We start from the raw sequence: 13,765 nt of genomic DNA on the forward strand, positions 1-13,765 counted from the left end.
ACACATGAAGAAGCCGCCGGGATTGCTCTCGGCGGCTTCTTTTTTGGGATCAAGAGGGCGAGACCGCCCTCCCCGATTATTCGGCTGCCGCGTTCTCGTTGGCGAGATCGGCGAGCATCGGCGTTGCGACGTCCGCACCCGTGCCACGACGACGCTCTTCCAGGATCATTTCGTCGCGCGCGGTTGCGATGCGACGGATCTGGGTCATCGTGCCACCGGTACCGGCCGGGATCAGACGGCCGACGATGACGTTTTCCTTCAGACCCTGCAGGCCGTCGGTCTTGCCGGCAATTGCGGCTTCCGTGAGGACCTTCGTGGTCTCCTGGAACGACGCTGCCGAGATGAACGACGGCGTCTGCAGCGAGGCCTTGGTGATGCCGAGCAGGACCGGATCGCCGTAAGCCGGCTTCTTGCCCTGTTCGATCAGGCCGTCGTTGACGTCTTCGAGCTCGATGCGGTCGACGTTGTCGCCGACGATGTAGGTCGAGTCACCGGCGTCGGTGATTTCAACCTTCTGCAGCATCTGACGGACGATCACCTCGATGTGCTTGTCGTTGATGACAACGCCCTGCAGTCGGTAGACTTCCTGGATTTCGTTGACCAGGTAGGAAGCAAGTGCTTCCACGCCCTTGATCGCCAGGATGTCGTGCGGCGCCGGGTTGCCGTCGAGGATGTAGTCACCCTTTTCGATGTAGTCGCCATCCTGAAGATGGAAGGGCTTGCCCTTCGGGATCAGGTATTCGACCGGCTCGACACCGTCTTCCGCAGGCTCGATCAGAACGCGACGCTTGTTCTTGTAGTCGCGGCCGAAGCGGATCGTACCATCGATCTCAGCGATGATGGCATGGTCCTTCGGACGACGTGCTTCGAACAGCTCGGCAACGCGCGGCAGACCACCGGTGATGTCCTTGGTCTTGGCGCTTTCGAGCGGCGAACGTGCAAGCACGTCACCCTGCGAAACCTTCGTGCCCGGCTCGACCGACAGAATGGCGTCGACCGAAAGCATGAAGCGGGCGTCGCCACCGCGCGACAGCTTCATGACTGCGCCGTTCTTGTCCTTGATGACGATCGCCGGCTTCAGGTCGGTACCGCGCGGCGTCGAACGCCAATCGATAACCTGACGCTTGGTGATGCCGGTGGACTCGTCGGTCGCTTCCAGAACCGAGATGCCGTCGACGACGTCTTCGAAGTGAACGGTACCTTCCACTTCCGTCATCATCGGACGGGTGTAGGGGTCCCATTCGGCGAGACGCTGACCGCGCTTCACCTTGTCGCCATCGTCGACGAGGATCTTCGAACCGTAGGCAACACGCTGCGAAGAGCGCTCGACGCCACGTTCATCCAGGATCTGGACGGCCATGTTACGACCCATGGCGACGAGAACGCCGTCCGAGTTGCGCAACATGTTGCGGTTCTTGATCTGAACCGTACCTTCGTAGGACGCTTCCAGGAACGACTGGTCGACCACGGTCGCCGTACCACCCAAGTGGAAGGTACGCATGGTGAGCTGCGTGCCCGGTTCACCGATCGACTGTGCGGCGATAACGCCAACCGCTTCGCCCATGTTGACCGGCGTACCACGTGCCAGGTCGCGGCCGTAGCAGACGCCGCAAACGCCCGTCTGGATTTCGCAGGTCAGCGCCGAGCGGATACGGATCGACTGAATGCCAGCCTTTTCGATCTCGATGACATCCGGTTCAAGGATCATCCGGCCGGCATCGACGATGCGAGCGCCCGTGACCGGGTGATCGATGTCGTCCAGAGCCGTACGGCCGAGGATACGAGCGCCAAGCGAAGCCACGACCTGACCGGCATCGACGATCGCCGTCATGGTGAGGCCCTTGTCGGTGCCGCAATCGACGGAGTTGACGATGCAATCCTGCGCCACGTCGACGAGACGACGGGTCAGGTAACCGGAGTTCGCGGTCTTCAAGGCGGTGTCTGCCAGACCCTTACGGGCACCGTGTGTCGAGTTGAAGTACTCGTTAACGGTCAGGCCTTCCTTGAAGTTCGAGATGATCGGCGTCTCGATGATTTCGCCCGACGGCTTGGCCATGAGGCCGCGCATGCCGCCCAGCTGGCGCATCTGGTTCGGAGAACCACGAGCACCCGAGTGCGACATCATGTAGATCGAGTTCATCGGCTTCTGACGACCATTGTCGTCGAACTCGACCGCCTTGATGCGGGCCATCATCTCTTCGGCGACCTTTTCGGTCGCCTTGCCCCAGGCGTCGACAACCTTGTTGTACTTTTCGCCCTGGGTGATGAGGCCGTCGTTGTACTGCTGCTCGTATTCCTTCACGAGCGCTTCAGTGTCGCCGACGATCTTCACCTTGGTGTCCGGGATGACCATGTCGTCCTTGCCGAACGAAATGCCGGCGCGGCAGGCATGGGCAAAGCCGAGCTGCATGATGCGGTCGCAGAAGATGACCGTGTCCTTCTGGCCGCAATGGCGGTAGACCGTGTCGATCATCTTGGAGATGTTCTTCTTGGTCATTTCCTGGTTGCAGGTGTCGAACGGCACGTTGACGTTGCGCGGCAGCAGCTCGCCGATGATCATGCGGCCAGGCGTGGTTTCATAGATCTTCGAAACCGGGTTGCCCTCGGCGTCGACGGTCTTGAAGCGGCCACGGATCTTGGCGTGCAGCGTCACGGCCTTGGTTTCGAGCGCGTGGTGCAACTCGCCCATGTCCGAGAACGCCATGCCTTCGCCCGGCTCGTTCTGGTTCAGGATCGACAAGTAGTAGAGACCGAGAACCATGTCCTGCGACGGAACGATGATCGGTGCGCCGTTTGCCGGGTGCAGGATGTTGTTCGTCGACATCATCAGCACGCGGGCTTCGAGCTGTGCTTCGAGCGACAACGGCACGTGAACGGCCATCTGGTCACCGTCGAAGTCGGCGTTGAAGGCCGTGCAGACGAGCGGATGCAGCTGGATCGCCTTGCCTTCGACCAGGGTCGGTTCGAAGGCCTGGATGCCCAGGCGGTGCAGCGTCGGTGCACGGTTCAGGAGAACCGGGTGCTCGCGGATGACCTCGTCGAGGATATCCCAGACTTCCGGCTTTTCCTTTTCGACGAGCTTCTTTGCCTGCTTGACGGTGGACGAGAAACCCTTGGCGTCAAGACGCGCATAGATGAACGGCTTGAACAGCTCGAGCGCCATCTTCTTCGGCAGGCCGCACTGGTGCAGCTTCAGTTCCGGACCGGTCACGATGACCGAACGGCCGGAATAGTCGACGCGCTTGCCGAGCAGGTTCTGACGGAAGCGGCCCTGCTTGCCCTTGAGCATGTCGGACAGCGACTTCAGCGGACGCTTGTTGGCGCCGGTGATGACGCGGCCACGACGGCCGTTGTCGAACAGCGCATCGACAGATTCCTGCAGCATGCGCTTTTCGTTGCGGATGATGATGCCCGGAGCGCGCAGTTCGATCAGGCGCTTCAGACGGTTGTTACGGTTGATGACGCGGCGATAGAGATCGTTCAGATCCGACGTCGCGAAACGGCCGCCGTCGAGCGGAACCAGCGGACGCAGATCCGGCGGGATCACCGGAACGACCTTCATGATCATCCATTCCGGGCGGTTGCCGGAATCCATGAAGTTCTCGACGATCTTCAGCCGCTTCATCAGCTTCTTCTGCTTCAGATCCGAGGTCGTCTCAGCGAGCTCGGCGCGCAGGTCGCCGGCGATCTTTTCCAGGTTCATCGAAGCGAGCATTTCATAGATCGCTTCGGCGCCGATCATGGCGGTGAACTGGTCTTCGCCGAATTCGTCGACGGCGAGCATGTAGTCTTCTTCGCTGAGGAGCTGGTTTTCCTTCAGCGACGTCAGACCCGGCTCGGTGACGATGTAGTTTTCGAAGTACAGAACGCGCTCGACATCCTTCAGCGTCATGTCGAGCAGCGTCGAAATGCGGCTCGGCAGCGACTTCAGGAACCAGATGTGGGCAACGGGAGCAGCGAGCTCGATGTGGCCCATGCGCTCACGGCGAACGCGCGACAACGTCACTTCGACGCCGCACTTTTCGCAGATGATGCCCTTGTACTTCATGCGCTTGTACTTGCCGCACAGGCACTCGTAGTCCTTGATCGGTCCAAAGATGCGCGCGCAGAACAGACCGTCGCGTTCCGGCTTGAACGTGCGGTAGTTGATCGTCTCCGGCTTCTTGATCTCACCGTAAGACCAGGAAAGAATCTTCTCCGGCGAGGCGATCGAAATCCGGATGGAATCGAAGGTCTGTGCAGGCACCTGCGGATTGAAAAGATTCATGACCTCTTGGTTCATGCCTGTCTCCTTTACGGGCTTTACGCCCTGAGCTTGGCGAGGGTGCCGACAAATCCCGGGCGCCGGCCCCTGCCCCATAAACAGCTAAAACCGCATTGGCTGCGGCTTCGTTCCTGCCGGAGACGTCAGCGTCTCCCGGCGGAAACGGTGCGCGCCGCATTGGCGGCACGCACCTTGGGTCTCTTTACTCGGCTGCGTCGGGCAGTTGCGCCGCGCCAGCCTCGTCGACCTTCGAGTTTTCGAGCTCGACCGAAAGGCCCAGCGAGCGCATTTCCTTGACGAGAACGTTGAAGCTCTCCGGAATGCCCGCTTCGAAGGTATCGTCGCCACGGACGATCGCTTCGTAGACCTTGGTACGACCAGCAACGTCGTCCGACTTGACCGTCAGCATTTCCTGCAGGGTGTAGGCGGCGCCGTACGCTTCGAGCGCCCAGACCTCCATTTCCCCGAAGCGCTGACCGCCGAACTGCGCCTTACCACCGAGCGGCTGCTGGGTGACGAGCGAGTACGGACCGATCGAACGGGCGTGGATCTTGTCGTCGACCAGGTGGTTGAGCTTCAGCATGTAGATGTAGCCCACGGTCACCTGGCGGTCGAACTGATCGCCGGTACGGCCGTCATAGAGCGTCGACTGACCGGTCACCTTCAGACCTGCCTGCTCCAGCATCTCGTTGACGTCGGCTTCGACAGCACCGTCGAAGACCGGCGTTGCAATTGAAACCCCGCGACGGGTCTGCTCGGCCAGGCGCACGATCGACTCGTCGTCGTACTGCTTGATCGGCTCACCCTTCGGGCCCGACCCGATGACGCTGTCGATGGTGTCGCGCAGCGGCTGGATATCGGCACCTGCCTTGTAGGCGTCGAGCATCGCGCCGATCTTCTGACCCATGCCGGCGCAAGCCCAGCCAAGGTGGGTTTCGAGGATCTGGCCGACGTTCATGCGCGAAGGCACGCCGAGCGGGTTCAGAACGACGTCGACATGCGTGCCGTCTTCCAGGAACGGCATGTCTTCGATCGGCACGATACGCGACACGACACCCTTGTTGCCGTGACGGCCGGCCATCTTGTCGCCCGGCTGGATCTTGCGCTTCACAGCGACGAAGACCTTGACCATCTTCATGACGCCCGGAGGCATTTCGTCGCCGCGCTGGACCTTCTCGACCTTGTCCATGAAGCGCTGTTCAAGGCGCGACTTGGATTCGTCGTACTGGGCGCGCAGAGCTTCGATCTCGCCCTGAGCCTTTTCGTCTTCGACGGCGAACATCCACCACTGCGAGCGGGGGTATTCGCTGACGACGAGGTTCGAAAGCTCGGTGCCCTTCTTGAAGCCCTTCGGGCCGGCAACGGCCGTGTGGCCACGCAGCATGTCGACGAGACGGGCGTAGACGTTGCGGTCCAGGATCGCCTGTTCGTCGTCGCGGTCCTTGGCGAGGCGTTCGATTTCCTCGCGCTCGATCGCCATCGCGCGCTCGTCCTTCTCAACGCCGTGGCGGTTGAAGACGCGAACTTCGACGACGGTACCGAAGGTGCCCGGGGGCATGCGCATCGAGGTGTCGCGAACGTCGGAGGCCTTTTCACCGAAGATGGCGCGCAGAAGCTTTTCTTCCGGCGTCATCGGGCTTTCGCCCTTCGGCGTGATCTTGCCGACGAGGATGTCACCCGGCTGAACCTCTGCACCGATATAAACGATACCGGCTTCGTCGAGGTTGCGCAGCGCTTCTTCCGAAACGTTCGGAATGTCGCGGGTGATTTCTTCCGGACCCAACTTGGTGTCACGCGCCATCACTTCGAATTCTTCGATGTGGATGGAGGTGAACACGTCGTCGCGCACGATCCGCTCGGAGAGCAGGATCGAGTCTTCGTAGTTGTAGCCGTTCCACGGCATGAACGCGACGAGCGCGTTGCGGCCGAGAGCCAGGTCACCGAGGTCGGTCGACGGACCGTCAGCGATGATGTCGCCCTTGTTCAGAATGTCACCGACGGTGACCAGCGGGCGCTGGTTGACGCAGGTGTTCTGGTTCGAACGCTGGAACTTCTGCAGACGATAGATATCGACGCCCGACTTCGACGGATCGAGGTCTTCCGTGGCGCGGATAACGATACGGGTCGCGTCAACCTGGTCGACGACACCGCCACGGCGGGCAGCAATTGCTGCGCCGGAATCGCGGGCAACGACCGGCTCCATGCCGGTACCGACGAACGGTGCTTCGGCACGCAGCAGCGGCACGGCCTGACGCTGCATGTTCGAGCCCATCAGTGCGCGGTTGGCGTCGTCGTTCTCAAGGAACGGGATGAGCGCCGCAGCGACCGAAACGAGCTGCTTCGGCGAAACGTCCATCAGGTTGATGTTGTCGCGCGGCGCCAGCATAACTTCGCCGGCATGACGGCAAACAACGAACTCTTCAGCGAACGAGCCGTCGTTCTCAAGAACCGAGTTTGCCTGGGCGACGTGGTACTTCGCCTCTTCCATTGCGGAGAGATAGACGACGTCGTTCGTCACCTTGCCGTCAACGATCTTGCGGTACGGGCTTTCGATGAAGCCGTACTTGTTGACGCGGGCAAAGGTTGCAAGCGAGTTGATCAGACCGATGTTCGGGCCTTCCGGCGTTTCGATCGGGCAAATACGGCCGTAGTGGGTCGGATGAACGTCGCGGACTTCGAAGCCGGCGCGCTCGCGGGTCAGACCACCCGGGCCAAGAGCCGAAAGACGGCGCTTGTGGGTGATTTCCGAAAGCGGGTTCACCTGGTCCATGAACTGCGACAGCTGCGAGGAGCCGAAGAACTCGCGAACGGCGGCAGCAGCCGGCTTCGCGTTGATCAGGTCCTGCGGCATGACCGTGTCGATTTCGATCGAGGACATACGTTCCTTGATCGCGCGCTCCATGCGGAGCAGACCGAGACGGTACTGGTTCTCCATGAGCTCGCCGACCGAACGAACACGGCGGTTGCCGAGGTTGTCGATGTCGTCGATCTCGCCCTTGCCGTCACGCAGCTCGACGAGCATCTTGACGACAGCCAGGATATCTTCCTTGCGCAGGATGCGCACGGTGTCGGCGACTTCGAGGTCGAGGCGCATGTTCATCTTGACGCGGCCGACGGCCGAGAGATCGTAACGCTCGGCATCGAAGAACAGCGTGTTGAACATGGCTTCCGCGGAATCCATGGTCGGCGGTTCACCCGGACGCATGACGCGGTAGATGTCGAACAGAGCGTCCTGACGGTTCTCGTTCTTGTCGACGGTCAGCGTGTTGCGGATGTAGGCGCCGACATTGATGTGGTCGATGTCGAGAACCGGGATCTCGTCGAAACCGGCCGAGAGAATGACCGGAAGGGTCTTCTCGTCGATCTCGTCGCCGGCTTCGAGGTAGATCTCACCGGTGCTGAAATTGACGACGTCTTCGGCAAGGTAGTTGCCGTAGAGATCATCATTGGTCGCCTTGAGCGCCTTCAGGCCCTTTTCCTGCAGCTGGCGCAGCAGACGCGGGGTCAGCTTCTTGCCGGATTCGACAACAACTTCGCCGGTGTCGGCGTCGATCATGTCGGCGAGCGCCTTCTGGCCCTTCAGCGCATCCGGCTGGAAAGGCACGCGCCAACCTTCGCCGTCGCGCTGGTAGAGCGACTTCGTGTAGAAGGTGTCGAGGATTTCCTCGCCGTCCATGCCGAGCGCCATCAGCAGCGACGTCACCGGAATCTTGCGGCGGCGGTCGATACGGGCGTGAACGATGTCCTTGGCGTCGAACTCGATGTCGAGCCAGGAACCGCGGTAAGGAATGACGCGGGCTGCAAAGAGCAGCTTGCCCGACGAGTGGCTCTTGCCCTTGTCGTGGTCGAAGAACACGCCCGGCGAACGGTGCATCTGCGAAACGATGACGCGCTCGGTGCCGTTGACGATGAAGGTACCGTTGTCGGTCATGAGCGGCATATCGCCCATGTAGACGTTCTGTTCCTTGATGTCCTTGATCGACTTCGCGCCGGTATCCTCGTCGATATCGAACACGATGAGGCGCAGCGTCACCTTGAGCGGCGCTGCGTAGGTCAGATCGCGCTGACGGCATTCTTCGACGTCGAACTTCGGCGGCTCGAATTCGTACGAAACGAATTCAAGCATCGATGCGCCCGAGAAATCCTTGATCGGGAAAACCGACTTGAAAACGGCTTGAAGCCCTTCATCAGGGCGACCGCCCTTGGGCTCTTCAACCATCAGAAACTGGTCGTAGGATGCCTTTTGAACCTCGATGAGGTTCGGCATTTCTGCGACTTCTGGAATTTTACCAAAAAACTTGCGTACGCGCCTGCGACCGTTAAACGAAAGGGTCTGAGCCATCGTCGCTCCTTGTCAATCTTGCATCCGGGCCTGCAACGGACGGGAACCGATGGCCAGTCGACCCCGTCAATCAATGAGTAGTTCAATCTCGTCCAACCAACGAAAAACGCTCAGCGCGGATTGCTGTGCTGCCTTCCGTTCGAGACCATCCTCTTGAAGAACCCATTACCCAAAAGCCGTTTTTCGACAGGCTTTTGGGTAATATGTTCTAAAAACGGTCAAAGAGAGGCGGCCTGAAAAGGCCACCTCCCCTTGCATGTAGCCGAATTACTTGACGTCAACCTTGGCGCCAGCGTCTTCGAGCTTCTTCTTGAGGTCAGCAGCTTCAGCCTTGGAAACTGCTTCCTTAACCGGCTTCGGAGCGCCTTCGACCAGGTCCTTGGCTTCCTTGAGGCCGAGGCCGGTGATGCCGCGAACTTCCTTGATGACGTTGATCTTGTTGGCGCCAGCGTCAACGAGGATAACGTCAAACTCGGTCTTTTCTTCTTCAGCAGCAGCCGGAGCAGCAGCGCCGCCAGCAGCAGCGACAGCTACCGGAGCAGCAGCCGAAACGCCCCACTTCTCTTCGAGCAGCTTGGAAAGCTCAGCAGCTTCCAGAACGGTCAGCGAGGAGAGGTCTTCAACGATCTTTGCGAGATCAGCCATTTTACTTTTCCTTTTGTTCGGTTCGAACTGGTTTTAAATACAACAGCGAAAATCCGCCTTAGGCGGCTTCGTCCTTCTTGGCATAGGCCGAGAACACGCGAGCAAGCTGGCTTGCCGGTGCCTGTACAACCGTTGCGACGCGGGTTGCCGGGGCATTGAGAAGGCCCAGCAGCTTTGCGCGCAGCTCGTCGAGCGAAGGCAGGGTCGCGAGCGACTTGACTGCTTCGGCGTTGAGCGTGGTCGTGCCCATGGCGCCACCGAGAACAACGAGCTTGTCGTTGGTCTTGGCGAAATCCATGACAACCTTAGGAGCCGTGATCGGGTCTTCGCTGTATGCGATCAGCGTCTGACCCTTGAAGAGATTCGTCATCCCTTCCGACTCGGTGCCCTGAAGAGCGATCTTGGCCAGGCGGTTTTTCGCGACTTTGACGGTGCCGCCAGCAGCGCGCATCTTCGAACGGAAGTCGTTCATCTGCGCAACTGTGACACCAGCATAGTGGGCCACGACAACCGAACCGGAAGCCTTGAAGACTTCGTTCAGCTCCGTGACGAATTCGCGTTTTTCCGCTCTTTCCACTGTCTGTCTCCAGTAGACAGGGTTGCAATAATGCAGCCCCATCGGGTTTGCCTTTGTCACCCGAGATCTGCTCGATCCCTGATAACGCTTAAGGATCCTGTCCCTTGGCGTTCCCGGAAGAGCCGGGTCTGACACAAGGCAAGCGAGGTTCGAACCGAATTTCGACGCCTCCGGCGCCATAGTGAAATTCAGATCTTACCCGTCTCATGCAGGCCGAAGTGATTAAGGTATAACCACCCGCAATCTCGGACAGGAGTTCCGGACTTAACGTCCGGATTCCCGGCCCCGAAAGGCCGGGAATTCAGTCTCGGGCCGAAGCCCGAAATTCATTAGGCGACGCTGAGCGTGGCGGGGTCGATCTTGAGACCCGGGCCCATGGTCGACGAAATCGCGACGCGCTTGACGTAGTTGCCCTTGGCGCCGGTCGGCTTCGCCTTGACGACGGCGTCAGCGAAAGCGCGGATGTTTTCTTCCAGTGCCTTGGCGTCGAAGGACGCCTTGCCGATGCCAGCGTGAACGATACCGGCCTTCTCGACGCGGAATTCAACGGCGCCGCCCTTGGAAGCCTTGACGGCACCAGCGACATCCATCGTAACCGTGCCGACCTTCGGGTTCGGCATCATGCCACGCGGGCCGAGAACCTTACCGAGGCGGCCGACGAGCGGCATCATGTCCGGGGTGGCGATGCAACGATCGAAATCGATCTTGCCGCCCTGGACGATTTCGACGAGCTCTTCTGCGCCAACGACGTCAGCACCAGCAGCCTTGGCTTCATCAGCCTTGGCGCCACGTGCGAAAACGGCGACGCGAACCGAGCGGCCGGTGCCGTTCGGCAGGTTGACAACGCCGCGGACCATCTGGTCAGCGTGGCGCGGGTCAACGCCGAGGTTCATCGCAACTTCGATGGTTTCGTCGAACTTGGCAGTTGCGCGTTCCTTGACCATCGAGACGGCTTCGGTGAGGCCGTAGATCTTCGTCGGGTCAACGCCCTCGCGGGACTTCTGTACTCGCTTTGCAATCTTCGCCATGGTCTTAGCCTACCACTTCCAGGCCCATAGCGCGGGCGGAGCCCTCGATCATGGCCATTGCGCCTTCGATATCGGCAGCATTGAGATCCTTCATCTTGGCTTCGGCGATCGACTTGATCTGAGCCTTGGTGAGCTTGCCGGCCGAACCGCCCTTACCGGGGGTCTTCGAACCGGACTGGATCTTCGCTTCCTTCTTCAGGAAGTAGCTGACCGGCGGCTGCTTCATGACGAAGGTGAAGGACTTGTCCTGGTAATAGGTGATGACGACCGGGATCGGCATACCCTTTTCCATTTCCTGCGTGGCGGCATTGAACGCCTTGCAGAATTCCATGATGTTAATGCCACGCTGACCAAGCGCAGGACCGATCGGCGGGGACGGATTGGCCGACCCAGCCTTCACCTGCAGCTTGAGCTGGCCTGCAACTTTCTTAGCCATTTCTCTCTGCCTTTCTGAAATCCCCTTGCGACGGATCGCACCGAGGATCAATTACGCCGGTTTCCCGACTTTTGCCGATCACGGGGATCGGCGGCTGCGGTTGCGTGGTGCGGAACATCCGACCCGGCTAAGGCCGGCATCCTTCCACGCGCATGCGGATTTCTCCGCCAGAATGGGCCGAAACCCACCCTATCCTTTTAAGGCCTTATCAGACCTTCTCGACCTGACCGTATTCCAGTTCGACCGGGGTCGCGCGACCAAAGATCGAAACTTCGACCTTGAGGCGCGAACGCTCTTCGTCGACATCCTGAACGACGCCGTTGAACGAAGCGAACGGACCATCCGAAACGCGAACCTGTTCGCCGATCTCGAACGAGACCGAAGGCTTCGGACGCTCGACACCATCCTGGACCTGACCGAGGATGCGCTCGGCTTCATGATCCGGAATCGGAACGGGCTTGCTGTCGGTACCGAGGAAGCCGGTTACCTTCGGCGTGTTCTTGATGAGGTGGAATGCCTCGTCCGTCAGATTGGCGCGAACCAGAACGTAGCCCGGGAAGAACTTGCGCTCGGCGTCGACCTTGCGGCCACGACGCACTTCGACAACCTTCTCGGTCGGCACGAGAATCTTCTCGAACAGATGCTCGAGACCCTTCTGCTTGGCCTTTTCCTCGATCGATTCAGCGACCTTCTTTTCGAAGTTCGAATAGGCGTGAACAATGTACCAGCGCGCAGCCATACTAGCCTCCACCCAATCAAGCGCCAACGTTGAGGATGAGGCCGATCGCCCAACCCATCAACTGGTCCGCAGCAAAGAAGAAGGCAGCGGCAAAAAAGACCATGACAAAGACCATCAGCGTCGAGATCATCGTCTCGCGCCGAGAGGGCCAGGTCACTTTCGACGTCTCAGAGCGAACCTGCTGCAGAAACGTTACCGGATTCGTTTTGGATGCCATGTAATGCTCACGCCATTACGGCGCGTAAAGCCGATGATTCAGCCCCACGCACCGCGTGTCTGTTTGGACCCTACATAAAGACCGATTCTGAAAACTACAAGAGCCAATCAGTCTTTTCTGTGAATTTCGTCGATCGGCTAACCGATCCTTAAACTTACTCTGCCGAACCCTCAGCGCTTATGCAAGCCTGGAGAGAATGGCAGGGGCAGAGGGGCTCGAACCCCCGACCTGCGGTTTTGGAGACCGCCGCTCTACCAACTGAGCTATACCCCTATTCGGCTGCGTGCCCGTTTAACAACGTGTCGCCGCCTCAAGTCAGCGGCTTCATATTCAGTTTGCCGGAGGATGACAAGCACCTTTCAACGCCGATCCGAAAAAATCCGCATTCAATTGCATCTATCCCCTGCCCTGTCGGCCGGGGCGCCCCACAAAGAAAGGCAAGTCATTGCCTTGCCACTCAGAAATGCTCGCGGCGCTTCGGGCATTCGTTATCCTGGCGGAAGCCCTCTTCATCGGAATCGATTCGCATGCCGCGCATCACGCTGGTCGAATATGATCCGCTTTGGCCGTCGCTCTTCGAGCAGCGGGCGCTTTCCATCGCCACCCTGCTCTCTCCCTTCGTCGGCGCGATCCACCACATCGGCAGCACGGCGATACCCGGACTGGCCGCGAAGCCGAAGATCGATATCGACGCGGTGATAGCGGACCTGGGGGCGCTGCCGGCGCTCAGCGCCCGCCTCTGCAACGCAGGCTTCATCTTTCACGGTGACCCGCACGCAAGCGGCCTCTGGACGTTTACGACGGCAACGCGTCCCTATGGTACGCGGCTCTACCTCTGCGGAGAAGGCAATGCCGCCCATGCGGCCCGCCTCCTCTTCCGGGACCGACTGCGGGAAAGACCGGACGACGCCGCGCAATATGAGGCGTTGAAAAGACGGCTCGCCACGGAAGCCGGCAGCGACTGGGAATTCTACACCGCCGGCAAGCGCGCCTTCATCGAAGCCGTGCTGGCATCCTCCCCAACAAAAAAGGCCCCGCCGTCGCCGGCGGGGCCTCTCTACTGATTTGAAATCAGCAGATTACTCGACGATCGAGGCAACGATGCCGGCGCCGACGGTACGGCCGCCTTCGCGGATAGCGAAGCGCAGCTTTTCTTCCATCGCGATCGGAACGATCAGCTCAACGGCAACCGTGACGTTGTCGCCCGGCATAACCATTTCCGTGCCTTCCGGCAGCGTGACGATGCCCGTAACGTCCGTCGTGCGGAAGTAGAACTGCGGACGGTAGTTGGTGAAGAACGGCGTATGACGGCCGCCTTCTTCCTTCGTCAGGATGTAGGCTTCTGCCATGAACTTCTTGTGCGGCTTGACCGAACCCGGCTTGCACAGGATCTGGCCACGCTCAACGCCGTCACGGTTAACGCCACGGATCAGCGCGCCGATGTTGTCGCCGGCCTGGCCCTGGTCGAGCAGCTTGCGGAACATTTCAACGCCCGTAACCGTCGTCTTCGACGTGTC

General features: G+C 60.0%; 10 protein-coding genes and 1 tRNA gene. 1 reads left to right on the top strand and 10 read right to left on the bottom strand.

Annotation, left to right across the window (positions count from 1 at the left end; all coding sequences use genetic code 11):
* Window positions 1-76: 76 nt before the first annotated feature.
* From rpoC to M2267_RS26560, 9 genes are all read right to left on the bottom strand, one after another.
* Window positions 77-4,282: a DNA-directed RNA polymerase subunit beta' gene (gene rpoC, locus M2267_RS26520; protein ID WP_043626302.1), complete on the bottom strand. Its 4,206-nt coding sequence runs from the start codon at window positions 4,280-4,282 to the stop codon at window positions 77-79.
* Between the two features lie 184 nt (window positions 4,283-4,466).
* Window positions 4,467-8,606: a DNA-directed RNA polymerase subunit beta gene (rpoB, locus tag M2267_RS26525; protein WP_043626299.1), complete on the bottom strand. Its 4,140-nt coding sequence runs from the start codon at window positions 8,604-8,606 to the stop codon at window positions 4,467-4,469.
* Window positions 8,607-8,873: 267 nt separating this feature from the next.
* Window positions 8,874-9,251, bottom strand: coding sequence for a 50S ribosomal protein L7/L12 (rplL, locus tag M2267_RS26530; RefSeq protein WP_034795489.1), 378 nt, complete (start codon window positions 9,249-9,251; stop codon window positions 8,874-8,876).
* Between the two features lie 58 nt (window positions 9,252-9,309).
* Complete coding sequence (gene rplJ, locus M2267_RS26535; protein ID WP_034795485.1) at window positions 9,310-9,828, bottom strand: 50S ribosomal protein L10; 519 nt, start codon at window positions 9,826-9,828, stop codon at window positions 9,310-9,312.
* 329 nt (window positions 9,829-10,157) lie between these two features.
* Window positions 10,158-10,856 carry a 50S ribosomal protein L1 gene (gene rplA / locus M2267_RS26540; RefSeq protein WP_043626296.1) on the bottom strand — a complete coding sequence of 233 codons (699 nt, stop codon included), beginning with the start codon at window positions 10,854-10,856 and terminating at the stop codon, window positions 10,158-10,160.
* Between the two features lie 4 nt (window positions 10,857-10,860).
* Entirely contained in the window at window positions 10,861-11,292 is a 432-nt protein-coding gene (gene rplK / locus M2267_RS26545) for a 50S ribosomal protein L11 (protein ID WP_043626293.1), read from the bottom strand.
* A gap of 208 nt (window positions 11,293-11,500) precedes the next feature.
* On the bottom strand, window positions 11,501-12,031 hold the full coding sequence (gene nusG, locus M2267_RS26550; RefSeq protein WP_034795476.1) for a transcription termination/antitermination protein NusG: 531 nt from the start codon (window positions 12,029-12,031) through the stop codon (window positions 11,501-11,503).
* A gap of 16 nt (window positions 12,032-12,047) precedes the next feature.
* Window positions 12,048-12,248, bottom strand: a complete 201-nt coding sequence (gene secE / locus M2267_RS26555; RefSeq protein WP_034795473.1) for a preprotein translocase subunit SecE — start codon at window positions 12,246-12,248, stop codon at window positions 12,048-12,050.
* Window positions 12,249-12,445: 197 nt separating this feature from the next.
* A tRNA-Trp gene (locus M2267_RS26560) sits at window positions 12,446-12,521 on the bottom strand.
* Window positions 12,522-12,775: 254 nt separating this feature from the next.
* Between M2267_RS26560 and M2267_RS26565 the strand changes: the two genes are divergently transcribed.
* Window positions 12,776-13,312 (top strand): GrpB family protein, encoded by a 537-nt coding sequence (locus M2267_RS26565; protein WP_429118685.1) that lies wholly within the window; start codon window positions 12,776-12,778, stop codon window positions 13,310-13,312.
* Between the two features lie 15 nt (window positions 13,313-13,327).
* Here M2267_RS26565 and M2267_RS26570 read toward each other — a convergent pair.
* A partial coding sequence (locus M2267_RS26570) for an EF-Tu/IF-2/RF-3 family GTPase (RefSeq protein WP_429118688.1) occupies window positions 13,328-13,765 on the bottom strand: 438 nt, incomplete at its 5' end.

The organism is Ensifer sp. KUDG1 (assembly GCF_050434285.1).
GTDB lineage: Bacteria > Pseudomonadota > Alphaproteobacteria > Rhizobiales > Rhizobiaceae > Ensifer.